Here is a 24,161-nt window from a genome sequence, read left to right as displayed (position 1 = left end):
ACTAAATGAAAAACTGGAAATTTTATAATGCTTTGTTCGTGAGAGTTTTGTTTGTGATGCTGCTCTTTTTCCTTTGCGTTTTTCTACTTTATAAAATGTTTTACTATAATGCGCTTTTGGTGGGCTCATTTGTTTTTATAATGATGGCCGAAATGTATTTTTATGTAAAAAACCGATTGCAGTTTTATGACAGAACGATGCTTTCGATTTTGCAAAATGACTTTTCGACCAATTTCCCCGAAGAGAACAAAAAAGATAATTTTAAAAGTTTATATCTTCTGTATGAAACTTTAAAAGATCGGCAGCAGGAACAAATTTCTAAAGAGCTAATTTATCGTTCTCTTTTAAATAATATTGATACTGCAGCTTTAATTCTGGAAAAAGACAATGAAGACTGGAATATTTTTTTAATGAATGATTGTTTTTCAGACTTGTTTAAAGTGCCCAAAGTAAATCATTGGAAATATCTTAAAAATTATTTGCCCTCTCTTTGTTTTGAAATTGAAAAGACGGATTTCAGTGAATTAAAATCGGCAATTTCTATAAAAATTGAAGAACAGGATTTGCAGACTTTTATGTTGCAGACTTCAAGAACCCGAACGTATAATAAAGAATATTTTATTGTTTTACTGGATAGTATTCAGCGGGTTATTGAGAAGAAAGAAAAAGAAGCCTGGATTAATTTAATGAAGATTATATCGCATGAATTAATGAATTCCTTAACGCCAATTCGTGCGCTTTCGCAGAATTTACTTCATATTGTAGATCAGGATAAACTGGAAGATGATGATTTTGAGGATATTAAAAGCAGTATTTCGACCATTATAAACAGAAGTGATCATTTGCAGGTTTTTGTTGATAATTACCGAAAACTGGCCATGCTGCCAACACCAACAAAAGTAATGACACCTATAAACGATTTGTTTGATGATTGTTTTAGAGTTATGAGCCCGATTTTAAAATCGGAAAACATTGAGTTGGTAAATGATCTGCACAGTTCTCGTTCTATTTTGATTGATAAAAACCAAATGGAGCAGGTGATTATAAATTTGATTACAAACAGTATTTATGCATTAAAAGAGAAAAGCGAGAAGAAAATGTTTGTCTCCAGTTATACTGAAAATAACCGCTTTTTTATTACCATTTCAGACAATGGAAAAGGAATTGATAAAGAAATTCAGGATAAAGTATTTCTTCCGTTTTTTACCACCAGAAAAGATGGTGCCGGAATTGGATTAACGCTTTCTAAGAATATTATCGAGGCACACGGCGGCTATTTAAGCTATCAGACCGATGAAGATAAAACGAGTTTTGTGATTTGTTTGATTTAGTTTTTTCTGAACCATATAAGTTATATAAGTTCATTTAAAGTTTTTTTACTTAATGATTTAATCTCGCAAAGTCGCGAAGTCGCAACGCTTTTTTCAATTTTCTTTGCGACTTCGCGACTTTGCGAGAGATTTTTGCGCAATGCTTAATATGATCTTATATAACTTATATGGTGAAAAACATTTAATACTGCACTTCAGGTTTCCAAAAGTGTTTTTCTAAGTCTACAATTTGATTATTGACTACTTTAATACCTTCACTTTCTAAAAGCTGCTGCATTAAATTGGTTCCGTCAAAATGATGTTTCCCTGTCAAAAGTCCTTTTTGGTTTACAACTCTGTGTGCCGGAACATCATCCATATTATGACACGCATTCATGGCCCAGCCAACCATTCTGGCAGAACGTGCGGCGCCTAAGGCTTTTGCAATTGCGCCGTAAGAAGTCACTTTTCCGTAAGGAATTTGTCGGGCAACTGTATACACTCTCTCGAAAAAATTTTCTTCAGCCATAGTTTTGTTTTTTTGCCACAGATTAAGAGATTAAAGGATTTTGCAGATCACACAGATAAAAATAAGAATAATTAATCTGCTCCCGATAGCAATCGGGACTGCGAGAAAAATATTTATCACAAAGTAAAAAAAAAATCATTTTAACCTGTGAAATCAGTGGCTATAAAATTACCTGAAATAGTAATTCAAAATATTAAAAAGTGTCGCAAGAGCAACTAAACCGGTAATACTACCAATAATAGTATTCATGTTGCGCATTAAATAATCTGTTTTCTTTTCGATTCTTCCAAAGAAAGCAATGTAGCTGTATAAAGCAGCAAATGAGCCTAAAACCGAACCAATAACAAAAGTAAAAATAATATTGTTTTCAAATACAAAAAGGTGGTATGAAGCCAATGTAACACTTACAACAACATAATATGGAATAGGAAAGAAGTTTAAACCAGAAAGAAGCATTCCCAGAAAGAAACGGCTTTTTTTACTGCTTTTTTTGATTTTAGATTTCTTTTTGGTTTGCGGTTCTTTAGCAATAAACAAAAAGTAAATGGTAAGAATAGAGAAAATAACAAAACCAACTTCACGAAGTAAGGTTACCACATCCGGACGATTATCGATCACACGTGCAAATAAAACCGCTACCGATACCTGAAAGAAAATAACCAAAACGGCTCCAATTACAAACCACAGCGCATTCTTTTTTCCCTCTTTAAGGTTTATTTTGGCTGCCGTCATGTTGATTAAACCCGGAGGAATAATCCCAATCGCAGCAGCAATAAAACCAGAAAGTAATGGAGTAAGTAATGCCATTAAAGTTGTATAATGAATTATGAAAAACGTGTTTTAAAATTAAATTAGTCTTTAATTTTGAAACGAATATACGTAATTGCCTTGTTAATTTCTAAATATTGTTTTTCATAAAAAGTCTGAAAAGCAGTAACTTCTTCAGGGCTTCCTTCGTTTTTGTATACGTTATGGTTTGCGTATAAAACCTCATGTCCTTCACCATGAAGTAAACCAAGAGTATAGCCGTGCATAAATTCGCTGTCGGTTTTAAGGTTTACAACACCATCTTTTTTAAGGATTTTTTTATACAACTGCAAAAACTCAGAATTGGTCATTCTGTGCTTTGTTCTTTTGTATTTAATTTGAGGATCCGGAAAAGTAATCCAGATTTCATCTACTTCGCCATCGGCAAAAATATGATTGATCAATTCGATTTGAGTTCGAACAAAAGCAACATTATGCAATCCGGTTTCGACAGCGGTTTTTGCGCCTCTCCAGAAACGTGCACCTTTAATGTCGATTCCGATAAAATTTTTGTCAGGATATCTTTCTGCCAATCCAACAGAGTATTCTCCTTTTCCACATCCTAATTCTAAAACTAAAGGATTATCATTTTTAAAGAAATCAGAATTCCATTTTCCTCTCAAAGGCATTAGGTTGCCTACAACTTCTTCTCTGGTTGGCTGAAAAACGTTTTGAAATGTTTCGTTTTCTCTGAATCTTTTAAGTTTATTTTTACTTCCCACTTGTACAAAAATTTTTCGCAAAATTAAGGAATATAAACGAATGGAGAAACCGTAATTGGGGTTTAAATTTTTTTAGCCACAGATTTTAAGGATTTTTGGGATTTCTTTTTTTAATCTGTGAGAATCTGTGAAATCTGTGGCTAACATTTTACCCGTAATGCGGTTCGGTAATTGGTTTTAATTTTGGATCAAGGGTTTCATCATGTTGAGATAAATCCAGTCCCATATGTTCTGACTCTTCTGAAACTCTTAGCGGAATAATAAAATTGGTTACTTTGAATAAAAAATAAGCACCAAAGAATGTAAAGACAGAAACCAGAACCAATGCCATCATATGGTGTGCAAAAACGTTCCATCCGCCGTGTAGTAAACTGGCATCCTGGCCATGCGCGAAAATTGCAGTTAAAATCATTCCCATAATTCCGCCAACACCATGACAGGCAAAAACGTCAAGAGTATCATCAAACTTTTTAGAAAAACGACAATTTACAGCAGAGTTTGAAACTAAAGCCGTTATAAATCCAAAGAACATACTTTCTGGAACCGATACAAATCCGGCAGCAGGCGTAATGGCTACTAAACCAACAACTGCGCCAATACAGGCTCCTAAAGCCGATACTTTTCTGCCATTCATTCGATCAAAGAAAATCCAGGTTAACATTGCTGCGGCTGATGAAGTTGTTGTAGTTGCAAAAGCCATTGCAGCAGTTCCGTTGGCTGCAAGAGCAGATCCGGCGTTGAATCCGAACCAGCCAAACCATAACATTCCCGTTCCTAATAATACAAACGGAATATTGGTTGGAATATGCTGACTGTTTTTTCTTTTCCCCAAAACAATAACTCCTGCCAAAGCGGCAAATCCAGAACTCATATGTACCACCGTTCCTCCGGCAAAATCTTTCACACCAAAATAGCTTCCTAAAATACCTGTTGGATACCAAACGGCATGGCATAAAGGCGCGTATATGAAAATGGTAAATAAGCTGATGAAAATTAAATACGAAATAAATCGAACACGTTCTGCAAATGAACCTGTAATAATAGCCGGAGCGATTATGGCAAATTTCATTTGGAATAAAGCAAAAAGCATAAACGGAATCGTACTTGCCAATTTTTTATGAGGCAAAACACCCACATAATCCATAAAAGCAAAAGTAGTTGGATTCCCGAAGAAACTATAAAAATGGTCTCCGGATCCAAAACCAACCGGATCTCCAAAAGCTAAACTAAATGCAACTACAACCCATAAAAGCGTCACAACGCCCAAACAAATAAAACTTTGCAGCATAGTCGAAATCACATTTTTCTTGCCTACCATTCCGCCATAAAAAAAAGACAGTCCGGGTGTCATGATCAAAACCAGACAAGAAGAAGTAAGCATCCAGGCAACATCTGCCGGAACAATATGGTCTGTATTGCCAAATTCAGATAATACATAACTATTTTCGGTCATTGCTGGCCAAAATGCACCCGTAATACAAACAATACTTATAATAATAAAGGAAATGATCCAGCGTCTTTCTATTTTCATTTTTCAAATACTTTATTGAACCCTATTTTTTTTAGGGTCAAAGTTAAAAAAAAATAAAGATTTGGCTTTTTAGGGCTGTAAAAATAGAGGTTAGAGTTTTATTTTAGTCAATTTTGTAAATTATGGATTGGTTTTTTGAGAGTATTTGATTTTGAACTTCTAAAACTGGTCTAATATTGTCAATTGTGTTATAATTGTTTTGCTAATGATCTTTGTAAGTCGCTCTAAAAGTTAGGATTATAAGAATAAAATATAAAAATGTTTATTTTTTTTGAAGTTTTGTAATCAGTGCGTCTTCAATTGGGGCTTTAATTTTTATGGCAGCTTCAACTTCGTCATTCGGAATTGTCATCGATAAAACATAATGTTGAATTTTCCATTCTTTTCCCACTTTAACCAAAACGCCAGAACCGCGACAGATTTTCATTTGTGTATCAAGTAATTCATCAAACCACGCTACTTTACCTGTTGAATCAAAATAAATATGACGCTCTAAAGCTTTAAAATTCCAGGTTGTTCCTCTTTCAAAAAATGGTTTTGCCCAGGTATAAAAATCATCTTTAGACCAGTTTTCTGTTGCATCTGTTCCTATATAAATGGCATCAGGAGCAAGAGTATTAAAGTAAACGTCCATTTTTACTTCGGCAGCAGCTTTATGCCATGCATCTAAAGTTTGATTGATTTTGTCTTTTTCAGCTTTTTGAGCATTTGCAAAAGACACAACAAATAAAAGAAGTAGAATTGTTTTTTTCATGATTGATCTATTTTAGTTTAAAGATATTAATTTTTTTAAACCATATAAGTTATATAAGATAATTTAAGCTATGGGTTTATTGCAACGACAATTTTTAAGCTATTGCCCATAGTTATCGTGACTGCCAGAAACAAACAAAAAAGTAAAACTTAAATTATCTTATATAACTTATATGGCAGAAAACCCAAAAACAAGTATATTTGAGTGCTTTAAAATACTAGAATCATGAATCCAAAAATCCTTATAAGCTCGCTGGCTATTTCTCTGTTTTTTATTTCCTGTAAAAAAGAGTTAGAACCACAAGAAACAACAGCAACATCTGAATTAGTTAGGCTTGGACTTGCAAAAGATACTACAAAAGTAGCCTCTCCGGTTATGCAAACACAACCTCAAACAAATCCAAATACGGTTTTAGGAGAAACAAAGGGATTAAATCCGGCACACGGACAACCGGGACACAGATGTGATATTGCAGTTGGAGCGCCATTAAATTCGGCTCCTCCACAACAAGGGCAAGTTACTACAACACAAACACCACAAGTAGTTCAGGTAAATCCAAATCAGAAAAATGTCGTTACGACGACTACGGCTGCGCCTGTAAAAGTTGGAAAAGGTATGAATCCGTCGCACGGACAACCGGGACACAGATGTGATATTCCTGTTGGAGCACCTCTAAATTCTCCTGTTGCAAAAGCCGGTACAACAACCGGAGCAGCACAAAGCGGTTCGACAACACAAAGTTTTACCGTAACACCACCGGCTGCAAACAATGCAGTTCCGGCTTTATTAAGTACAGAAACAACGCAAACTGTAGCAGACGGAATGAATCCGGCGCATGGGCAACCGGGACACCGCTGTGACATTGCGGTTGGAGCACCATTGCCAAAATCATAATATTTACGTCAATAGTCTGGGCGTGCCACCAATATAAAAAGGGGCCAACTCTGCAATTGCTTAGTCGGCCCTTTTTATATCGCTGTCGGGCTATCCGCGCTACTTTGGTAGCTTGCTTCTATCCCTCACGCAAAAAATTAGATTGTGTTATAAAATATGTGTAGTCCTTACAGGCAATGTCATTAAGCTAAGTTTTTTAAACACAATCCCTTTGCGATCTCAAAGCAAAGCATAATTCACAAAACTTTGTGACCTTTGCGTAATCCTTTTCTCTCGATAGCTCAATGTTATTGAGTTAAGAGGAAATCTATAAAATTACTTAATAGTTTAATTAAAAAAGTAATTAGAAAAATCAGTTTTTATCAGCGTTTTCGCTTTAGCGAATCAGTAAAATCAGCGTCTAATTTTGACGCGGATAAAACAGATTTACTTCGTAAAAACACGGATATACACGGATTTGATTTGCAATAATTTTATTTTCTAAAAGCTTGACTTAATGACATTGCAGGATTGCGGTAAAATCTTCTTTTATTCTATTTCAAAAACAGCCTGAATTTCTACAGCCGAGTTTATTGGTAACGAAACTGCACCAATTGTGGCTCTGGCATGTTTTCCTTTTTCTCCAAAAACCAATGCAGTCAAATTAGAAGCCGAATTCATAAGGGCAGCATGTTGTGTATATTCCGGTGTAGTATTAAAATATCCTGTCAATTGTACACATTGTTTGACCTTATTCAAATCACCTCCGCAAGCTTCTTTTAAAACTGCAATTACATTTAGCATCGTTTGATATGTTGCTTCTTTAGCCTGATCATCTGTTACAGTTGCGCCAACTTTTCCCGGATTTAAAATCTTTCCGTCTTTTAAGGCTACCTGATTAATAAAAACTTTATGATCTGAAATCGTATACGGAACATAATTTCCAACTGGTTTAGGTGCTTCCGGAAGTACAATATTATTGTCTTTTAGCGTTTTATTGACATCATTTTTAATTTCTGTCGAAGCTGTTTTACCGTTTTTATGTTCTCTGTATTTTTTAATCCAGATGCGACTCTTGCCAAAGCTTTTCCTTGTTCTTTAGCCAAATTCAATTCGCTTTGTGACGGGCGTGTTCCTGTTGATCCTGCTAATGAAGTTGCTCCAAAAGGCGTGTTTCCCTGAGGAGCCGATTTGTCCAGAGTAGCCGTTCCCATAATTCCTGTAGGTACGATTACCATTCCGTGAGAGGCCAGAATATTCCAGAAAGATAAAATAGCAGCTTCTTTTCCTGCTCCGGATCCTGCAGACATAAATACAGTTGTTGGTTTTCCTTCTAAAGCTCTCGAAGTCCAAAGCGGAATACTTTGGCTGAAAAAAGAATTCATCTCAGCACTAATATTGGCAAAATGTACCGGACTCCCAAATGCGATTCCGTCATAATTGGCTAGTTCGTCAATTGTGGCGATAGGTAATTTCTCGACATCGGCATTTAGTTTTTCTTTAGGATTTATTGATGGAACTCTCTTTAAAGTTGCTTTTGTATTTGGATATTCCTGAATTCCTTCGGCAATAGATTTAGCCATTTTGTAGGTTCCGCCGTTTTGAGAATAAATCAAAACCAAAACATTTGTTTCGGTAGATTTTAGTTGTGCATTGGCACCAAAACCTAAAAGTACTGTGATTAATAATACGAGTAATTGCTTTTTCATGAATGTATTTTTATGTGATATTGTAAATAATCCCAATCAAAGTGCTGAGTTTTTAGAATGTCAGGATTCTTTTTTTTGGGACTGCAAATTTACTTTTTACAATCCCGAAAAGCGTTATTATTATGTTAATCGTTCTATTTAAAGACATAGGAGTAAGGATTAGTATTTTTTTTTGCCACAGATTAAAGGATTAAAAAGATTAATCATTCTAATCTGTGAAATCAGTGGCAAAAATTTCTAACTTTCAGGAAACAAATCGCCTTATTATGAAAAAAGCAATTGTATACGGAGCAAGCGGACTAGTAGGATCATATATTTTGGAAAGTTTATTGAATGATGCCAATTATGAAGAAATAATAATTGTTGTCAGGAAAGATCTAAACATTGATCATCCAAAATTAAAGACTTTAATAGGCGATTTTCATTCGTTGGCAAATGTGGGAAAAGGTATTTATGCAGATGAAATTTTTATAGCCCTTGGAACTACAAAAAAGAAAACACCCAATAAAGAACAATATTATCAAATCGATCATGATTATCCGGTTTTAGCAGCGCAGTTGGCTAAAGATAATGGAGCAAAAGCAGTTTTTTTGGTTTCTGCCGTTGGAGCCAACGAAAATTCGGCAGTGTTTTACATTAAAATGAAAGGCGAAACAGAGCAGGATATTATCGATTTGAATTTTGAACACACTTATATTTTTCGCCCCTCAATGATATTAGGAGACAGAAAAGAAAACCGGCCACTTGAGCGTTTTTTTATAGCGCTCTGGAAAATTATCAATCCTTTGTTTATAGGAGGATTAAGTAAGTACAAAGGGATCGAGGCGCAGGATATTGCCAAAGCAATGATTAAGAGTGCAAACAAAACCAATGAAAAAGTCAAAATATTGCAGTGGAGCGAAATGACTGCTTTATTAAAATAAAAAATGGCATTATCCTGATTAGAGATAATGCCATTTTTGTATTATTTAGATCAATTAATACTCTTTGATTTTTTCAAAAGTCGTAGTCAATGATTTTTTAATTTTTGTTAGAGCGCCGCTAAAAGCTTTTTCAAGGGTGTCGGCGTGTTCTGTTACGGTTATGGGTTGTAATTTTTGAGGGCGAACTTCGATTACACATTTTTTGTCCTGCAAACTAAACTTTTCTCCATTTTCATCACCAAAGTGAACTTCTATACGGGTAATTTTGTCTTCAAAACGTGCTAAACCTTTTTCTAATTCTCCAGAAAAGTAGCTTTCTAATCTTGCATGTCCATCAATGTTTTTGTCGGTGTTGATTTGAATCTTCATAACGGTTTAATTTTTTAATGATTGTTTCTCAAAGCTATCTTTTTTAGAAGAAAAAGACAAGCGAGTTAAGGAAAGATTATGAAATATTTAGAAGCATTTTAAGCTTTTTTGCGCTTTCGCGAAAGAAGAAATGGCTACAAGTATCTCTGTAAGAATAAGAAGTTAAAAATGAAGAAAAGTACGCCCAATTTTTTAGCTTTTCGTATGTTTGCAGTCCTAAACATCGAGATTATGAACACAACAAAACTTTTTGCCCGTATGGTACGCTGGCGGTATTGGAAACAACCACAACGCGTTCTCGAAGGCGTAGGACAGCTAACCTATACGGGTTTTATATTTCCTAAATTTCGAGATTATGAGTACAAACACCCTTTCAAGAGAAACCGAATTGCGGTTAACTGAATTTTTCAACAATTCAATTGATTCCAAAAGCATGGCCAAAACAATTCGCCAGGTAAATTATCTTTTGGCTTTAAATGTTATGCGCGAACAGGAAACCCTGAAACCCGAAAACATTAACCTCGAAGACAATTTCTACTGGCTGAACAAATTAGCCGAAATTCTGGATCCTTATCTGGAAGATTAAAATTCAAAAAGCTACTTATTTAAGTAGCTTTTTTTGTTTTCTTGATTCGGGATAATTTTGTTTATTTTTAAGAGTTTTTCTTTAGGATTATTTCATTACGAAAGTCGAATAACATGCGGGATAATTCAACTCTATTCATATTGTCTTTGTTTAGGAGTACTTTGTTAATTTCTTGATTAATAAGAAATTTAAAATATTTAGGAATGGTGTCGAAGGAAATTTCTTCATTGATTAATCTTTTAACAACTTTAATCGAAATTTTAATATATATATCGTTAAACAGATTAATTTCATCAATACTCAGTTCTTTTTTAATATCATTTTTATTGTTGTGAATTTTTAATTCGTCGTCAGAACTAATAATGTTGCCAAAGCCTAATGATAAATTTGATTGATAAATTTTATCTAGATACTCCGATGATCTACAGCTTAATAAAAAAACATCATGATCTTCAAAAAAATGATTTCCCCAATTAGCATCTAAGAAAAGTTTTTCATAGTTATGGTTTTCGTCCGGTTCATACAGGCCAAAAGAACTGCCGTGTCCTAGAAATATTATTAATGACTTAGGATCTAAATTGCCTAATAATTTTTTTGCCATAAAAATAGATTCCTTTGTAGAATCAAATGGAACATAATAATCACTAAACTCTTCCTCGAAACTCTTTAAAAACAATGTTGAGTTATCTACAGCATGTAGTATTAATATTCTTTTGTAATCATTCATTTAGTTTCGAATAATGTGCTATTGAAAGATCAATAAATTCACGAATAAATTTTAATCCTCTTAGATCGATATCATCTCTGTTTAAAATTTCAGTAATACTTTTTCCATCATAATTTGCATTGCCTGTATTAACTACTATATTTTCATCAAATGATAATACTGAATCTAAAACAATATTCGATATTGTATTTGAATCTCGGAGTAATGTGATAATTTCATTGAAATGTGTACCATCCCTTTTCCAAAACTTAACCTTAAGCTGAAGTATATCAGCAATAAAATTATTTAATGATAGGTCATCTATTGTATCTTTTCCATTACAAACCTCGTGTGAGATTTTTGATAAAATATATTTGGAAGCTTTTTTTATGTCAGAGGAATAAATAAAAAATGGTCTAGATTTTAATTTATCTTTTGTGTTTATTACATATTCTAAAATATCCCAACCTACTAATCCTTTATAGTCTGCATTCTCGTCTATAATATTCCAGTCTGTCACAATTAAATTAATATTTACTCCTGCAGTCTTTTGATTTATTGCTGCAATAAATTCTTCTTGTTTGAATTTATTATTATCGGGATCAAAAAAATCAGTAGGATTAATGTATATTGGAATGCATTCGTATCCATCAATTTTTACATTTCTTATATATTGATTTTCTGCTTCGTCATCATCATCGAAGACAAGATATCTTAAAGGAATTTTATCTGTGCTTGCCATATGTTATAAAGTTATTTGAAAGGCTGCTCCTTTTAGTTTTAAATTATTACCTAAAAAAATAATATCTCCTTTTAAATTATTTATTCGTTTTTTTACATCAAACAACCCTATTCCGGAACCACGTTCTGATGAGTCTCTTACACCTAATTCAAAAATAGAATTAGCATTATGCACTAATTTTTCGGACATACCTAGACCATCATCAAAATAATTTATTTGGATTTTATCATTTAGTTTTTCAAACGCTATAACAATTCTACTAGCTTTGGCTTTTATCGAATTAGAAACTAAATTGTCTAAGATAATATCTATTTCTATTGGATTAATTAAGTAATATTTGTCAAAAACTCCATCAATTGTAAAGTTTAAGTTTGGTCTAGAAATATTTAAATCCTCAATATATTCCCTTATGTAAATAGGTAAATTTATCCTTTGTTTAGTATGTTTATAATCAAAATTTGATTTGATTATAATTTGTGAAACTTTTATAGCTTTATCAATATTGTTTTTAATTGAATAAAGTTTATCTTTCGTGTCCTTATTAAGATCTGATGTTAGCAATTCATTGATGTATGTAGAAGCATTTCCAACGTATAAATCTATTGAATGTACTAATTGTTCTGCATCTTCACTTAAAGTTTTTCTAGTGGCATTTAAATATTGATTTTTTTTTGTTTCAATACTTAATTTATCTTTTAGATTTTTATTTTTTTCTTCCTCTTCCTTCGCTTTTTGTTCAGCTTTAATTTTAGCTAATTCGGCTTCAGCTCTTTCCTTTTCTTTTTTTAGTGTTTCAAGTTCCGCTTTTCTCCTTCTTTCTTCTTCTTCCTTTTGTCTTTTTTCAGCTTGTTCTCTTCTCTGTTTTTCTAATTCAGTTTGTTTTTCAGCTTCAACACGTTTTTTTCGTTCCTCTTCTTCTCGCTTTTCAGCGTCTTCTTTATCTTTTAAAATCTTTTAAAACTTTCTTCGGTTAGTTTAACTTGATTTAACAAATCGACGTCATTAGTCTTCTCAGCTATTTTTTCTAAATCAGAAATGAATTTAGGTTGGATAATATCAAGTTTTTCATTTACGAGGTTAACTAGATATTTATTGTATTCAATGATTTTGATGTCTTTGTCATCACTCAAAGTTTTTATTAAATTAACAAAATCAATTTTACTTCCTAAATTATTTAATGCATCTTCATAAGAGTCTTTATCTTTATCATTTTGTAATTCTTCTCTAAATTGTTGAGCAATTTCCTTGTCTAAAAAATAATTTTTTCTTTTAAATGCTTCGCCCCAAAGAACCCCCGCTACGTATCTTTCTAATCTTAAAAATGCTTTTTCTTTAAATAAATCAAATAATACTTTTTTGCCTACAGTTTCAACTAAACCACTGGCTCTACTCGAGACTTCCTTGAATTCATTGAAATTTTCAGTTATTAAATCAACTTTTCCAAATAAGTCTCTTGTACCAAGAAAACGATTATATCCTTGTTGTTTCCTGTTATCTAGTTCCCAGCTATCATCTCCAACATTTCCATAAGGTTGAACTCTAAAACCATTTTTAAATAAAAATACATTTCCATAGTTAACGGGTTCAATATCCATTAGTTTACCAAAGTTGATTTTGGCACTACGATTTAAGAAATAAAGATTAATTTCTAGGTCATCAATAATTGAAAGATATTTGTTAGGCTCTTCTATATGATAAATCAAAGTTCCTCTATCGATAATTTTGGTAATTATTATATTGTCCTTTAGTTTTAAGTCAATTTGAGTAGTTTTTAAATCAAGAACTTTTAAAATACTATTATCAATGACTCCATTTATTTTGAGATTGTTTCCTGAGCTATTGTCAACTCCTATAAAATCTTTTGCTTGAATTTCAATAGTAAAACTATTTTCTTTTGAAAAAGGATTGATTAGTTTTTCTAAAGATCGTCTTAATTCTCTTAATTTTTGAATGTCCCAATTAGAATTTAAGCTTTGGATTTTTAAAATTGTACCATGATTTTTGTTTTTTGGAAAAACATCATTGTTTTTAATACTTTCAAATGGAATTTGTATTGAATCAAAACTTTGTTGTGCATCTTTTTCGAATTCTCCCCAGTCTACATCTACTTTAAAAGTTTCCTCAATATTTACTTTTGATGTGATAAGTTCTAATTTACCTCCCAGTCTATCGCAAGAAAAACGACCAACACCTTTTGCTCCTGCATAAAATCTTTTAGATTTTAAATTATTTAAGTGAGAGTCCCTTGATAAATCGTTATCTTCAGTTTTATCTTTTTTAGCGGAATAAGCTACTGCAAACCATTTTTTTTCTAAATCATCTTTTGACATTCCTTTTCCGTTGTCAGCTATAATGATTTCATCTTTATTGAAAATAATTTTTACAGAATCTGCATATGCGTCATATGAATTTTTAACTAATTCATAAATAGCAATAAAGTCATCAGTAATCAAATCTCTACCAATGATATTTTTCATTCCTGTTTTTATGTCAAAATTTAATACACCTTTATCCATTTATAAAAGTTGTTTTAAAACTAATCCACTTTGCTCACTAAAAAGTGGTGGAATTGCATTTCCAATTTGAGTATATCTTGGTACTTCTTGAATTCTTAGTTTTCCACCAGTAGTATATTTTCCTTGAAAAATATACCAATCTGGAAACGATTGGATACGTGCATATTCACGAACTGTTAAAATTCGGGGTTCAGAATAGTGAATATAATCGTCTGGAAGTGTGGTGATTGTTGGAGTTTTGTCAAGGCCATTCAATGGGATTACTGTCCTTTTTTTGATACTGTACTTTTCTTGAATAATTTTGCTAACATTGAAGTTTCTTCTATCAAGAGAAGTTTCTTCAAGAATATTTTTGAATCTATTTATTATTTGAGAAGAGTGTTTAGGGAAACGATGACTATCTGCAATTTTGTTTTCAACACCTAGTCGCATTAACTTCTGATAATTCCCTTTTTCTTTGCCATAAACTCCAGATTGAAAAGATGGATATTCTGGGGTCTCTTTTAATCCATTTTGTTTAAATAAATCAGATATTGCATCTTGAAGATTTGTTCCAATATTTAGTCCTTTTTCTTTTAAAAATTCAAAACGATTGTTTTTTAAAGATTCAAAAAACATTTCGGCTTTTTCTTGTGTAGCGTTAGATAATGTTTTTTTTATGCCAACCAGTATAAAGCGAGTTCTCTTTTGAGGAACGCCATAATCTCCAAAATTTACCAATTGTCCTTTTACAAAATAACCGGCATCATTTAATTTTTGTGTGACCTGAGAAGAATATGCTATCCCTTTTTCTTTGCTTTTTTTGAATTCCATAGTAAAACCTTTTACATTTTCGAAGAAAATAATTTTAGGTTCAACAATTTTTACAAAATTTATATAGGAATTTATTAGGTCATTTCTTAAGTCAAATTCATTACGTTTGCCTGCCATTGAAAAACCTTGACAGGGTGGGCCTCCAGCAATCATAGTAACTTTGCCTTTTAATTTCTCTAAATTAGAAGAATATTCATCTAGCACAGTGTTAATTTCATGTGCTTTTTGAGGAAGCCACGTTGGCCATTTAAAATGATTTTTGTTCTTAACTAGATTGTGTTCAAGCGTTTTAAATGCATCTGGACTTTTTTCAATAGCAAAAAGACCTTGCCATCCTGCTTGGTGCAACCCTAATGATAATCCTCCACAACCTGCAAAAAGATCTATGTAAGTAAATTTATTTTTCATTAAAAAACTGTAAAAATTCAAATTTATCAATAAAAAACACACCATAGTTAATTTAATCGGAAAATCTTACATTTTAATTTTTTTCCTTATCCTTCTTCCCACGTTTAATCTTCATTTTTCCATTTTCTTCAACCGCAACCAAATGCAGTACAATACCTTTTTCGCGTACGGCATCGCGCTCGGCTTTGGTGGCGAGTTTGGCGTCGTTTTTAGAATTTCGCAGTGGGATTGTCATGGCTAAATTGGTGCCATGTCCAAAGGAATAAACACCTTTGGCATCGAGATTTAAAACGCTCGAACTGATGGTGAGTTTGTTGATATCGACCATTTCGCCACGCAGTTTAAAATCGCCGGACAAATCGCTGAAGGTAATATTCTTAACATCGCGAAACGGAAAAGCATATTTTCCAACTTTCATAATAGGTTCAAAGTTTACCAAAGCGCCCTGATTGACATTGAAAGTCAATGTTCCGTGGGTAGAATTGGTGATTAGTTCGCCATTGCTGTTGATAAAACCGGTTACATTGGCCGAACTGGTGAGTTTTCCGTGAATGTTATTTGGGGTAAATGATTTGATGCCAAAGTTGTTAAACGATTTTAAAAAGCTCGCAATATCAACTCGGTTTACCTGCGCGTTAGAACCGAAAGCGAAATTTTTTCCACTTGGCGAAACTTCAGCATTAAAAGCTATGCTGCCTCCGGAAGTCTGGAGCGATCCGTTTTTTACAATCAGTTTCGAATCGATCATCTGAATTCTTGCATTGGTATTTGTGGCCGTTAGTTTATTGTATGTTATTTTATCGGCTTTGATGTCGATGACTACAGCACATTTTTCGATTACCGTGCGTAAATGATTTGAGATGGTGGGTTTCTTGTTGGTTTTGGCGACGACTTTCTGTTTTTTGGAAGTGGCCAAAACGCCCAAAAATTGTTTAACATCGATACTTGGACAATAAATATTCCAGTTCACCACCATTCTTTCGGGTGCATCATAATAGAGATTCAGGAAGTTGTCTATTTTTCCGTCTATAAAAATGGTGTTGTTTTTATGCTTGTAGGTGATTTTTTTAATCAGTAATGCTTCTTGCGTAAAGTCAAGTTGCACGTTTACTTTTTCGGCATGTACATTTTTGGGGATAAAGTGAAATGAAGTATTTGCGACATTTACGTTTCCGATAAATTTAGGTTTATTGATGTACAAATCAACAATATCAAACTGAAATTTTAGATTGGCCGTGGCATGGCCTTCAGAAAACTGAATCCATTTGTCGTTGCTAATTCCGTTAAGTTTACTCACATCAAAATCTGAATTTACGGTTCCGGTTGCCAGTGGCTTTTCGAGATTGTTGATTGATAATTGCGGAATTTTCAACGGAATATTTTCATAAGTGGCCGCAAAATGAGTAAGAATAACGGCAGAATTGGCATCGGTAAAACCTTCTTTTGGTTTGAAATTATTGGTAAAAATTCCTTTAAAACTGCAATCATTCAATTGTCCGTCAGGAATACTCAGTTCGTTGTCTTTTATTACAGCCTGAACCACGATTTTGGGATCGCCTTCGGCATTAAAATCGCCTTTTATGTCGCAATTTACATCGATAGGTTTTTTTAGATTAAAGTGATTAAGCTTAGAGCTAATGTTTGCCGATAATAAATTGGAAGCGTTTTGCCATAAAATGGTAGTACCAATATTGATTCCAAAAAGGGCATTTCCTTTGGCTAAATTAAAAAAGGCAACAATATCAAAAGTGTCGGTTCCTATTTTTAAACCATCGGTTTTTACATCAATTTTTTCTTTTGCAGAAGAATAAGAAACGGCAAAAGTTCCTTTGAGTTGTTTTTGTTTGGCAAAACTTCCGTGAACAGTATTAAAAGCCAGACTGTTAATTTGTGTATCCAGAAAAACATCGGTTTGCCAGTTGTCTTCGTCATAATTTACCTTAGATTTTAAACTCGCCACCGCAAAATCAAAAAGTTTGTGCCCCACCTGATTGTCTAAAGTAAAATGTACATTGTTGAGGTCGACCTGATCAATTGTAGTTTCGGGTTTGGCTTTGTTTTGGGGAGTTTTTTTCTTTTTGGGTTTAAAGATATTAGCGTTCGAATACCCATCTTTGGCTTTGTACACATATATCTGTGCATCATTAATGAGGATTTTATGTATGTTGATTTCTTTTTGCAGTAAACTCCAAACGTTTAAACGCACTTCGATTTCCTGCGCTTTTAGTAGTGTATGTTTATGGGTATTCCATTGATTATCTTTTAATTCTACATCTTTAAGGGCAAGTGTAAAATTTGGAAGTCCTGATAAAAACTTGTAATGAAAATCGCCAATATGAAACTTGCCATTAATGTTTTCATTAATCTTAGTATTGATTTTTGCCATGATTTCGGTTTTATTTTGGTTGAAATAAATCGACAATCCTCCGCAGGCAATCAAAATCAGGGCAACAAGTCCTAAAATAAAAAAGCCAAAACGTTTGGCATATTTTTTAAATCCGGCCGATTGTAAAAAGAGTTTTATTTGATGTAAAGTTTCTTTCATTTGGACAAATTTTTTTGGATCATTAAAGATAGTATAAAAAAGCATCATAATTAAAAAATTGATTTTCAAATTAATACAGTGTTAAGGTTCTGTAGAGAATGTGTTTTTTATGATATAATTATTTACAATACATTTATAATCAAAACTAATTTAGAGATGGTGTATCATTTGTATTTAATTTCTAACTTTGTACTTCAGTTTTAAGAATATAAAAAATTTGTCTTTTGGGACAAAAGCTGAAATAACATTTAAAGAAAATTATTATGGCATTAGCAATAACAGACGCTACTTTTGACGAAGTAGTTTTAAAATCAGATAAACCGGTGATGGTAGATTTTTGGGCAGCATGGTGTGGTCCTTGTAGAATGGTTGGTCCAATCATTGACCAATTGAGCGATGAGTACGCAGGAAAAGTAGTTGTTGGTAAAGTCGATGTAGATGCAAACCAGGAATTTGCTGCAAAATATGGTGTGCGTAACATACCAACCGTTTTGGTGTTTCATAACGGTGAAGTAGTAGGAAAACAAGTTGGAGTAGCTCCAAAACAAACCTACGCAGATAGTTTAGACGCTTTATTGTAATCGTAAGATTATGATTTATATAAAGAAGGTTTGGCGAAAGTCAAGCCTTTTTTATTTTTATTAGCCACAGATTTCACCGATTAAAAGGTTTTTTTTGCCACGAATTTCACCAATTTTCACGAATTAATTAAAGCAATAATTCGTGAATTCGTTGCAGCCTTTTTTATTTTTATTAGCCACAGATTTCAATGATTAAAAAGGATTTTTTTGCCACTAATTTCGCCAATTTTCGCGAATTAAAACTCAAATGATTTCCTAATCTGTGGGAATTATTTAATCTATAACAAAGCTTTTTAAGCAATTTCAAAATAAATAATTAGTGCTAATTAGTGAAATTTGTGGCAACTTTATTTTATTTTCTATTAGCCACAGATTTCAATGATTAAAAGGATTTTTTTGCCGCGAATTTCACCAATTTTCGCGAATTAAAACTTCAAATGATTTTCTAATCTGCGGGAATTATTTAATCTATAACAAAGCTTTTTAAGTAATCTCAAAATAAATAATTAGTGCTAATTAGTGAAATTCGTGGCAAACATTTTTTATTTTTAACGAATCATATATTCCTTTAAAAATGAAAATTATTCACAGCCTTTTTTCTTTTTTGTTATTGATAAATTTTGGTTTTTCACAATCAAAACCAAAAGAAAAATTTTTAGTAGAAAATGGTGTTTCAGAGCAACTGGCTAATTTTAGAAAATATCAAATTTCTGATTTGACCTATGGACTTTTATTTGAAATTCCAAACCAAAAAAATGAAAACATTAATTCTAAATTGGACTTGAATTTGGTTCTAATTGATTTAAGCCAGTCGTTGGTTCTGGATTTTAAAGAGAAATCTGAAAATATAAAATCAATTCTAGTTAATCAAAAAAACAGTGTAATCAATCATGAAGACGGACATATCTTTATAGATCAAAAAGATTTGATTTTAGGAAAAAATACCATTTCAATTTCTTTTATCGCAGGTAATTTATCATTGAACAGAAACGACGATTTTCTCTATACTTTATTAGTTCCGGATCGTGCGAGCACTTTGTTTCCTTGTTTTGATCAACCGGATTTGAAAGCGACTTATAAATTGAGTTTTTCTGTGCCTAAAGACTGGTCGGTTTTGGCAGGAGCCGATGTAAAAGAGAAAGTCGAAAAAGGAGATTTTACCTTGTACACTTTTGGAGAATCAGACAAAATGAGTACGTATTTATTTTCTTTTGTTGCCGGAAAATTTAAAAGTGTTACTCAGAAACCGGGACTTGAAATGACGATGTTGTATCGTGAAAACAATCCCGAAAAGATAAAAACAAGTACAGATACGATTTTCAGTCTGCACCAGCAATCTTTAGATTTCTTAGAAAAATATACCAATTATAAATTCCCTTTTCAGAAACTGGATTTTGCTTCGATTCCTGTTTTTCAATATGGCGGAATGGAGCATGTCGGCGCGATTCAGTACCGGGAATCTACTTTGTTTCTGGACAACAGCGCAACCGACAGTGAGAAACTAAACCGAGCCAAACTTATTGCTCACGAAACTTCGCATATGTGGTTTGGCGATTTGGTTACCATGAAATGGTTTGACGATGTCTGGATGAAAGAGGTTTTTGCCAATTTTATGGCTGATAAAATCATGAGCCCAATTTTTCCGAAAGTCAATCATAATCTGCAGTTTTTTACGTCTCACTATAGTAGTGCTTATGCGGAAGATCGCTCATTGGGAACGCATGCGATAAAACAACATTTGGCTAATTTGAAAGACGCCGGTTCTCTTTACGGAGCTATTATTTACAATAAAGCGCCCATTATGATGCGTCAGCTCGAAGCTTCAATGGGAAAAGATGCTTTCCGGAAAGGGATTCAAAAATACATTCAGAAATACGCCAACGATAATGCTGACTGGAATAATCTGGTAGAAATCCTGGATGCCGAAACACCTCTGGATATGAAGAAATGGAGCGACGTTTGGGTAAACAAATCCGGAAGGGCTATTTTCTCAGATAAAATAGAGTTCGATGCGCAAAACAGAATCAGGAAGTTTGAAATTTTCCAAAAAGCAGAAGATAAATCAAACAATATCTGGCCTCAAATCTTTCAGATTGGTTTAGTTTATGCTGATAATGTAAAGGTTTTATCTGTCAATATTAAAGAGAAAAACCTGGTTTTAAAAGAGGCTATCGGACTTGAAAAACCGCTTACGATTATTTATAATTATAATGGTTTTGGATACGGTGTTTTTCCGCTTGACGGGAATCATTTAAATATTGTTTCCAGTTTAAAAGATGAGGTAGCAAGGGCTTCTGCTTATAGTAATCTATACGAAAATATGTTAATCGGGACTATTTCAACAGATAAAGCTTTTGATTGCTTTTTTAAAGGAATTCAAACCGAAGAAAATGAGTTGGTTTTGCGAATGGTTTCCAATAACCTGAACACAATTTATTGGAGATTCTTTACAGTAGAACAGCAGAATAAAATTCAGAAACAGCTTGAGGGTGTTTTGTACGAACGTTTACAAACCAATTTATCAGCCAATATTAAAAAGACATTATTTGGATTGTTTAGTTCGATTGCGTATTCCGATTCGGCTAAAACCAAATTATATCAAATCTGGAACAAAGAAGTTGTGATTCCTAATTTGAAATTAAATGAAGACGATTTTACCAATATGGCCATGAATCTGGCTATTTTCAAACATGATAAAGCCGATGAAATCTTAGAAAAAACCAGCACAACGATTACAAATCCGGACAAAAAGAAACGATTTGAATTTCTGCTTCCATCCTTATCAAAAGATGAATCGGTTCGATTTGCTTTTATAGAATCTTTAAAAGACGATGCCAATCGCGAGAAAGAATCATGGGTTTCTGTTGGTTTGTCAAATGTAAATCATCCGCTTCGTCAGGAAAGTGCGCAAAAGTATATCAGATTTTCATTAGATTTGGTAGATGAAATTCAGCGTACGGGAGATATTTTCTTCCCAAAAGACTGGCTGGATAATACCGTTGGAAAATATTCGTCGAAATTTGCTTTTGATGAAGTACAGCGATTCTTAAAAGAAAACCCTAATTTTAGTCCGATCCTGAAGCGTAAACTGTTTCAGGCGACAGATTTGCTTTATAAAGCACAAAATATTAAAAAAGAAACCGAATGAAAATTGAATCGGAAATAGAGAAAGTCTCCAGTTTTCAGCATCTCGAAATGCTGGCCAATCAGGTTGTGGAAGGTTTTATATCCGGAATGCACAAGAGTCCGTTTCATGGATTTTCGGCCGAATTTGCGGAGCATAAAGTCTATAATGCCGGCGAAAGCACCAAACATATCGATTGGAAATTGTTTGCCAAGACAGATCGTTTGTATACAAAACGTTTTGAGGAAGAAACCAATTTACGCTGCCATCTTATTGTAGATAATTCGTCGTCAATGCATTATCCGGAACTAAAATCAAATCAGCCTTTTTACGAAAAGAAGATTGGTTTTGCGGTTTTGGCCTCGGCGGTTTTAATGAATATTCTAAAGAAACAGCGCGATGCCGTTGGTTTAAGCGTTTTCTCTGATAAATATGAATATTACGCGCCAGAAAAAGGAAGCGATCGCCATCATAGAATGCTTTTGAATAAACTGGAAGAATTATTAGTACAGCCAAAAGTTAAGAAAAGCACGGACACGATCACCTATCTGCATCAGATTGCGGAGAAAATGCACCGCCGTTCGATGATTATTTTGTTCACCGATATGTTTCAAACCGCAGATGATGAAAAGCTTTTTAATGCATTACAACATCTTAAACACAATAAGCACAAGGTAGTTTTGTTTCATGTAGTTGATAATCAAACTGAATTGAAGTTTGATTTTGATAATGCACCAAGAAAATTTATTGATGTAGAAACCGGTGAAGAGGTTTCGATTTTTGCCGATAATGTAAAAACAGCCTACGAAGAAAGGGTAGAAGTATATTTTAAAAATCTGGCTTTAACCTGTGCAAAGAACCAAATTAAGTATGTTCCGGTAAATGTTGGTGATAATTTTGAAAAAATATTGACGACTTATTTGGTTGAAAAACAAAACTTTGGATAATAATTTAAATAATTATTTGATTTTTTTTATAAAAACACTTGCAGAAATGAAATTCTGTACTATCTTTGCAACCGCAATAACGCAGAGGTTTGGTAGTTCAGTTGGTTAGAATACATGCCTGTCACGCATGGGGTCGCGGGTTCGAGTCCCGTCCAGACCGCAATATTGGGAAAAGCCTTTCGTAACAGAAAGGCTTTTTTGCCCAAATACGGTATCTAAAATAGTTGTGTTGTTTTGCTACGACTTTGTAACTCGTAGCTGGTTTAGTAGTTAGACCAATGAAAAGCTTTCCACTTTTGTGGATGGCTTTTTTGATTTAAGACCTTTTATGAAAGGTAAATTCCAATTCCTAAATGCACTTTAAAAATTCCAAATTCCAAAATTGGATTGTGAAGATTTAACTGCAAAGAACGCTATCCCGATAGCTATCGGGAACGCAAAGTCCGCAAAGTTTTTTAAGCTTTGCGGACTTTGTGTTTTTAAGCTGTCTATACTTTAATTCAATGGTTTGAAATTAATAAGGATGGTGATTGATGAAAATAATAGAGAGGGAATTAATTCCCTCTCTATCGTAATTCAAATGGATGAATTTAAAGTATTGCTGTCTATTGAAGATCGCTATCCTTAACGCAAATAGGTAGTTTGCCTGGATTTGGACAATGAGATGGTCCGTCAAAACAGTTTTTAGAGGTGTCTTGAATTGGACACTCTGGATAATTAACTCCGCCGTTGATAGATTTTAATTCATTTACAGTTAATTCTACAGCACCATTTAGGCATAATTTTTTCAACATAATTTGTGGTTTTTTTGTTTAGTTGATATTCCAATCATATTAAGACACTTGGAACTTATGTCTGTAACATCAAATAGGTATTCAGTTATTTAGGAAAACTTAATACTTATCCTTACAAATATTGAGTTTTATTCTGATATAAGTGCTTTATTTTTGTGAATTATGAATTATAACATAGATAATTTATAAATTATTGATGAAATGAAAAAGTTGTAAGTGGTTAAGTATTAGTGTTTTGTTTTTAAATTACTATGGTAGAAAAATCTCGTTGTTTTGTATTTGATAAAGAGGAGTATTTGTGGTAAGTTGTTTGTGGACTGCTTCGTTCTGTAGTTTCTATTGATGTCTTTTTTGATATAAAAACATATGGGATTTTTAGTTTAATTACACCCAACAGGTTAAATAGTATTAAGATTTACACAAAGTCCGCCAGGTTTTTTTATGCTTTGTCGGTTTTGCGTTTTTGCTTATGTAGTTTAATTGGAAAGAATGGGGTGATTTAGGTAAAGAACGCGAGGTTTTTCTAAGCTTTGTGCTGTTTTGGCTTTTGACTTTGGCGCTTTTTATAGCTATAGAGAAAGAAAATTCTGTATTTTTAATAAAAACAAGAGGTTTTAAAATATTGGAATTTAACCAATTAAAAATTTATCGATTTTTATTTGAAAAAAAAGCTTGCAAAATCAAAGATCTGTTGTATTTTTGCACTCGCAATAACGCAGGGTTTGGTAGTTCAGTTGGTTAGAATACATGCCTGTCACGCATGGGGTCGCGGGTTCGAGTCCCGTCCAGACCGCCTAAGTTGTTTAAAATGCCTCTCATTATGAGAGGCATTTTTTTTATATAAACTTTGCGAGGTTTAACCGCAAAGAGTG

The 24,161-nt window shown here is 33.1% G+C and carries 22 protein-coding genes and 2 tRNA genes; 9 read left to right on the top strand and 15 right to left on the bottom strand.

The annotated features are described in order from the left end of the window. Nucleotides 1-5 precede the first annotated feature (5 nt). Entirely contained in the window at nucleotides 6-1,331 is a 1,326-nt protein-coding gene (locus tag OLM51_RS01195) for a sensor histidine kinase (RefSeq protein ID WP_264552606.1), read from the top strand. A 181-nt stretch (nucleotides 1,332-1,512) separates the two neighbouring features. On the opposite strand, the gene OLM51_RS01190 is transcribed toward OLM51_RS01195, so the two are convergent. From OLM51_RS01190 to OLM51_RS01170, 5 genes are all read right to left on the bottom strand, one after another. Continuing rightward, entirely contained in the window at nucleotides 1,513-1,839 is a 327-nt protein-coding gene (locus OLM51_RS01190) for an MGMT family protein (protein WP_264552605.1), read from the bottom strand. A 168-nt stretch (nucleotides 1,840-2,007) separates the two neighbouring features. Further along, nucleotides 2,008-2,646, bottom strand: a complete 639-nt coding sequence (locus tag OLM51_RS01185) for a LysE family transporter (protein ID WP_264552604.1) — start codon at nucleotides 2,644-2,646, stop codon at nucleotides 2,008-2,010. Nucleotides 2,647-2,690: 44 nt separating this feature from the next. Then, on the bottom strand, nucleotides 2,691-3,368 hold the full coding sequence (gene trmB, locus OLM51_RS01180; RefSeq protein ID WP_264552603.1) for a tRNA (guanosine(46)-N7)-methyltransferase TrmB: 678 nt from the start codon (nucleotides 3,366-3,368) through the stop codon (nucleotides 2,691-2,693). Nucleotides 3,369-3,516: 148 nt separating this feature from the next. Next, a complete protein-coding gene (locus OLM51_RS01175; RefSeq protein ID WP_264552602.1) occupies nucleotides 3,517-4,899 on the bottom strand; it encodes an ammonium transporter in 1,383 nt (460 codons plus the stop codon). Nucleotides 4,900-5,161: 262 nt separating this feature from the next. Further along, a complete protein-coding gene (locus OLM51_RS01170) occupies nucleotides 5,162-5,653 on the bottom strand; it encodes a nuclear transport factor 2 family protein (RefSeq protein WP_264552601.1) in 492 nt (163 codons plus the stop codon). 225 nt (nucleotides 5,654-5,878) lie between these two features. Here OLM51_RS01170 and OLM51_RS01165 point away from each other — a divergent pair, with 225 nt between their 5' ends. Next, nucleotides 5,879-6,547, top strand: coding sequence for a hypothetical protein (locus tag OLM51_RS01165; protein WP_264552600.1), 669 nt, complete (start codon nucleotides 5,879-5,881; stop codon nucleotides 6,545-6,547). A gap of 528 nt (nucleotides 6,548-7,075) precedes the next feature. Here the strand turns inward: OLM51_RS01165 and OLM51_RS01160 are convergent. Both OLM51_RS01160 and wrbA read right to left on the bottom strand, forming a co-directional pair. Next, nucleotides 7,076-7,450, bottom strand: coding sequence for a RidA family protein (locus OLM51_RS01160; protein WP_264554260.1), 375 nt, complete (start codon nucleotides 7,448-7,450; stop codon nucleotides 7,076-7,078). Between the two features lie 62 nt (nucleotides 7,451-7,512). Further along, nucleotides 7,513-8,235 carry an NAD(P)H:quinone oxidoreductase gene (gene wrbA, locus OLM51_RS01155; protein ID WP_264552599.1) on the bottom strand — a complete coding sequence of 241 codons (723 nt, stop codon included), beginning with the start codon at nucleotides 8,233-8,235 and terminating at the stop codon, nucleotides 7,513-7,515. Nucleotides 8,236-8,501: 266 nt separating this feature from the next. Here wrbA and OLM51_RS01150 point away from each other — a divergent pair, with 266 nt between their 5' ends. Continuing rightward, complete coding sequence (locus tag OLM51_RS01150) at nucleotides 8,502-9,158, top strand: NAD(P)H-binding protein (protein WP_264552598.1); 657 nt, start codon at nucleotides 8,502-8,504, stop codon at nucleotides 9,156-9,158. A gap of 54 nt (nucleotides 9,159-9,212) precedes the next feature. On the opposite strand, the gene OLM51_RS01145 is transcribed toward OLM51_RS01150, so the two are convergent. Beyond that, entirely contained in the window at nucleotides 9,213-9,527 is a 315-nt protein-coding gene (locus OLM51_RS01145) for an HPF/RaiA family ribosome-associated protein (RefSeq protein WP_264552597.1), read from the bottom strand. 355 nt (nucleotides 9,528-9,882) lie between these two features. On the opposite strand from OLM51_RS01145, the gene OLM51_RS01140 reads away from it, so the two are divergent. Further along, nucleotides 9,883-10,113 (top strand): hypothetical protein, encoded by a 231-nt coding sequence (locus OLM51_RS01140; RefSeq protein WP_264552596.1) that lies wholly within the window; start codon nucleotides 9,883-9,885, stop codon nucleotides 10,111-10,113. A 67-nt stretch (nucleotides 10,114-10,180) separates the two neighbouring features. On the opposite strand, the gene OLM51_RS01135 is transcribed toward OLM51_RS01140, so the two are convergent. The 6 genes from OLM51_RS01135 to OLM51_RS01110 form a co-directional block, all read right to left on the bottom strand. Then, a complete protein-coding gene (locus OLM51_RS01135) occupies nucleotides 10,181-10,840 on the bottom strand; it encodes a hypothetical protein (protein ID WP_264552595.1) in 660 nt (219 codons plus the stop codon). Then, on the bottom strand, nucleotides 10,833-11,561 hold the full coding sequence (locus OLM51_RS01130) for a hypothetical protein (RefSeq protein ID WP_264552594.1): 729 nt from the start codon (nucleotides 11,559-11,561) through the stop codon (nucleotides 10,833-10,835). The genes OLM51_RS01135 and OLM51_RS01130 overlap by 8 nt, the downstream gene beginning before the upstream one ends. Before the next feature lie 3 nt (nucleotides 11,562-11,564). Next, complete coding sequence (locus OLM51_RS01125) at nucleotides 11,565-12,122, bottom strand: ATP-binding protein (protein ID WP_264552593.1); 558 nt, start codon at nucleotides 12,120-12,122, stop codon at nucleotides 11,565-11,567. Nucleotides 12,123-12,505: 383 nt separating this feature from the next. After that, nucleotides 12,506-14,077 (bottom strand): ATP-binding protein, encoded by a 1,572-nt coding sequence (locus OLM51_RS01120; RefSeq protein WP_264552592.1) that lies wholly within the window; start codon nucleotides 14,075-14,077, stop codon nucleotides 12,506-12,508. Beyond that, nucleotides 14,078-15,298, bottom strand: a complete 1,221-nt coding sequence (locus tag OLM51_RS01115) for a DNA cytosine methyltransferase (protein ID WP_264552591.1) — start codon at nucleotides 15,296-15,298, stop codon at nucleotides 14,078-14,080. A gap of 73 nt (nucleotides 15,299-15,371) precedes the next feature. Continuing rightward, nucleotides 15,372-17,843, bottom strand: coding sequence for an AsmA family protein (locus tag OLM51_RS01110; RefSeq protein WP_264552590.1), 2,472 nt, complete (start codon nucleotides 17,841-17,843; stop codon nucleotides 15,372-15,374). 263 nt (nucleotides 17,844-18,106) lie between these two features. Here OLM51_RS01110 and trxA point away from each other — a divergent pair, with 263 nt between their 5' ends. The 4 genes from trxA to OLM51_RS01090 all read left to right on the top strand — a co-directional run bounded on the left by trxA (nucleotide 18,107) and on the right by OLM51_RS01090 (nucleotide 22,655). Continuing rightward, nucleotides 18,107-18,424, top strand: a complete 318-nt coding sequence (gene trxA / locus OLM51_RS01105) for a thioredoxin (RefSeq protein ID WP_012023423.1) — start codon at nucleotides 18,107-18,109, stop codon at nucleotides 18,422-18,424. Nucleotides 18,425-18,998: 574 nt separating this feature from the next. Next, a complete protein-coding gene (locus OLM51_RS01100; RefSeq protein ID WP_264552589.1) occupies nucleotides 18,999-21,572 on the top strand; it encodes a M1 family aminopeptidase in 2,574 nt (857 codons plus the stop codon). Next, a complete protein-coding gene (locus OLM51_RS01095) occupies nucleotides 21,569-22,495 on the top strand; it encodes a DUF58 domain-containing protein (RefSeq protein WP_264552588.1) in 927 nt (308 codons plus the stop codon). Before OLM51_RS01100 ends, OLM51_RS01095 begins: the two co-directional genes overlap by 4 nt. Before the next feature lie 86 nt (nucleotides 22,496-22,581). Beyond that, nucleotides 22,582-22,655: transfer RNA gene (locus OLM51_RS01090), tRNA-Asp, on the top strand. Nucleotides 22,656-23,100: 445 nt separating this feature from the next. Here OLM51_RS01090 and OLM51_RS01085 read toward each other — a convergent pair. Then, nucleotides 23,101-23,286, bottom strand: coding sequence for a hypothetical protein (locus OLM51_RS01085; protein WP_264552587.1), 186 nt, complete (start codon nucleotides 23,284-23,286; stop codon nucleotides 23,101-23,103). 722 nt (nucleotides 23,287-24,008) lie between these two features. Here OLM51_RS01085 and OLM51_RS01080 point away from each other — a divergent pair. Next, a tRNA-Asp gene (locus OLM51_RS01080) sits at nucleotides 24,009-24,082 on the top strand. The last annotated feature ends 79 nt before the right edge of the window (nucleotides 24,083-24,161 follow it).

The sequence above is a fragment of the Flavobacterium sp. N2038 genome (genome assembly GCF_025947185.1).
Taxonomy (GTDB): Bacteria; Bacteroidota; Bacteroidia; order Flavobacteriales; family Flavobacteriaceae; genus Flavobacterium.
This window is presented reverse-complemented; position numbering and strand designations above follow the sequence as displayed.

Bases quoted from the DNA above. Each gene is read 5' to 3' on its own strand.
- OLM51_RS01195 (WP_264552606.1), top strand. From the start codon at position 6: ATGAAAAACTGGAAATTTTATAATGCTTTGTTCGTGAGAGTTTTGTTT.
- OLM51_RS01190 (WP_264552605.1), bottom strand. From the start codon at position 1,839: ATGGCTGAAGAAAATTTTTTCGAGAGAGTGTATACAGTTGCCCGACAA.
- OLM51_RS01185 (WP_264552604.1), bottom strand. From the start codon at position 2,646: ATGGCATTACTTACTCCATTACTTTCTGGTTTTATTGCTGCTGCGATT.
- OLM51_RS01175 (WP_264552602.1), bottom strand. From the start codon at position 4,899: ATGAAAATAGAAAGACGCTGGATCATTTCCTTTATTATTATAAGTATT.
- OLM51_RS01170 (WP_264552601.1), bottom strand. From the start codon at position 5,653: ATGAAAAAAACAATTCTACTTCTTTTATTTGTTGTGTCTTTTGCAAAT.
- OLM51_RS01165 (WP_264552600.1), top strand. From the start codon at position 5,879: ATGAATCCAAAAATCCTTATAAGCTCGCTGGCTATTTCTCTGTTTTTT.
- wrbA (WP_264552599.1), bottom strand. From the start codon at position 8,235: ATGAAAAAGCAATTACTCGTATTATTAATCACAGTACTTTTAGGTTTT.
- OLM51_RS01150 (WP_264552598.1), top strand. From the start codon at position 8,502: ATGAAAAAAGCAATTGTATACGGAGCAAGCGGACTAGTAGGATCATAT.
- OLM51_RS01145 (WP_264552597.1), bottom strand. From the start codon at position 9,527: ATGAAGATTCAAATCAACACCGACAAAAACATTGATGGACATGCAAGA.
- OLM51_RS01140 (WP_264552596.1), top strand. From the start codon at position 9,883: ATGAGTACAAACACCCTTTCAAGAGAAACCGAATTGCGGTTAACTGAA.
- OLM51_RS01135 (WP_264552595.1), bottom strand. From the start codon at position 10,840: ATGAATGATTACAAAAGAATATTAATACTACATGCTGTAGATAACTCA.
- OLM51_RS01130 (WP_264552594.1), bottom strand. From the start codon at position 11,561: ATGGCAAGCACAGATAAAATTCCTTTAAGATATCTTGTCTTCGATGAT.
- OLM51_RS01120 (WP_264552592.1), bottom strand. From the start codon at position 14,077: ATGGATAAAGGTGTATTAAATTTTGACATAAAAACAGGAATGAAAAAT.
- OLM51_RS01115 (WP_264552591.1), bottom strand. From the start codon at position 15,298: ATGAAAAATAAATTTACTTACATAGATCTTTTTGCAGGTTGTGGAGGA.
- OLM51_RS01110 (WP_264552590.1), bottom strand. From the start codon at position 17,843: ATGAAAGAAACTTTACATCAAATAAAACTCTTTTTACAATCGGCCGGA.
- trxA (WP_012023423.1), top strand. From the start codon at position 18,107: ATGGCATTAGCAATAACAGACGCTACTTTTGACGAAGTAGTTTTAAAA.
- OLM51_RS01100 (WP_264552589.1), top strand. From the start codon at position 18,999: ATGAAAATTATTCACAGCCTTTTTTCTTTTTTGTTATTGATAAATTTT.
- OLM51_RS01095 (WP_264552588.1), top strand. From the start codon at position 21,569: ATGAAAATTGAATCGGAAATAGAGAAAGTCTCCAGTTTTCAGCATCTC.